1 protein-coding gene is annotated in these 387 nt (G+C 74.4%); it reads right to left on the reverse strand.

The genetic code is table 11. The features are described from left to right. Positions 1-284 (reverse strand): hypothetical protein (locus CBF90_RS16985; RefSeq protein ID WP_197690619.1); only part of this gene is annotated, 284 nt, incomplete at its 3' end. Between the last annotated feature and the right edge of the window lie 103 nt (positions 285-387).

Genomic DNA, 387 nt, shown 5'->3' on the forward strand with positions numbered 1-387 from the left:
GTGTCGGCCTGGCCCACCGGGTCCTTCTCCTGGCGCACGATGCCGACCCACTTCTTGTCGTAGGCGAGGGCGTCCGCCTCCGGCACCGCCAGCTCCGTGAAGTCCTTCTGCCGCTCGAACGGTGTCAGGGTGGCGTTGCTCCAGGACCCGCCCAGGTCCGGGCGGCCGTCCGGCGTGCGCGGGGCGCGCCACTCGCCGGCCCCGGCTGCGCCCGGGCAAGCGGCGGCCAGCGCGACCGCCAGCGCCGTGCAGGCCGACGTCTTCGGTCCAGCTCTCCAGGCCATGCGCGGCCTCCCTTCCGACACCGACACTGTGGCTCGGCTATCGCCGTTCGGCCACAGTGTCGACGTGACCGGGGTCACGGCCGCGGGTTCAGGCGGCCTGCGC

The organism is Microbacterium sp. AISO3 (assembly GCF_002204305.1).
Lineage (GTDB): Bacteria > Actinomycetota > Actinomycetes > Actinomycetales > Microbacteriaceae > Microbacterium > Microbacterium arborescens.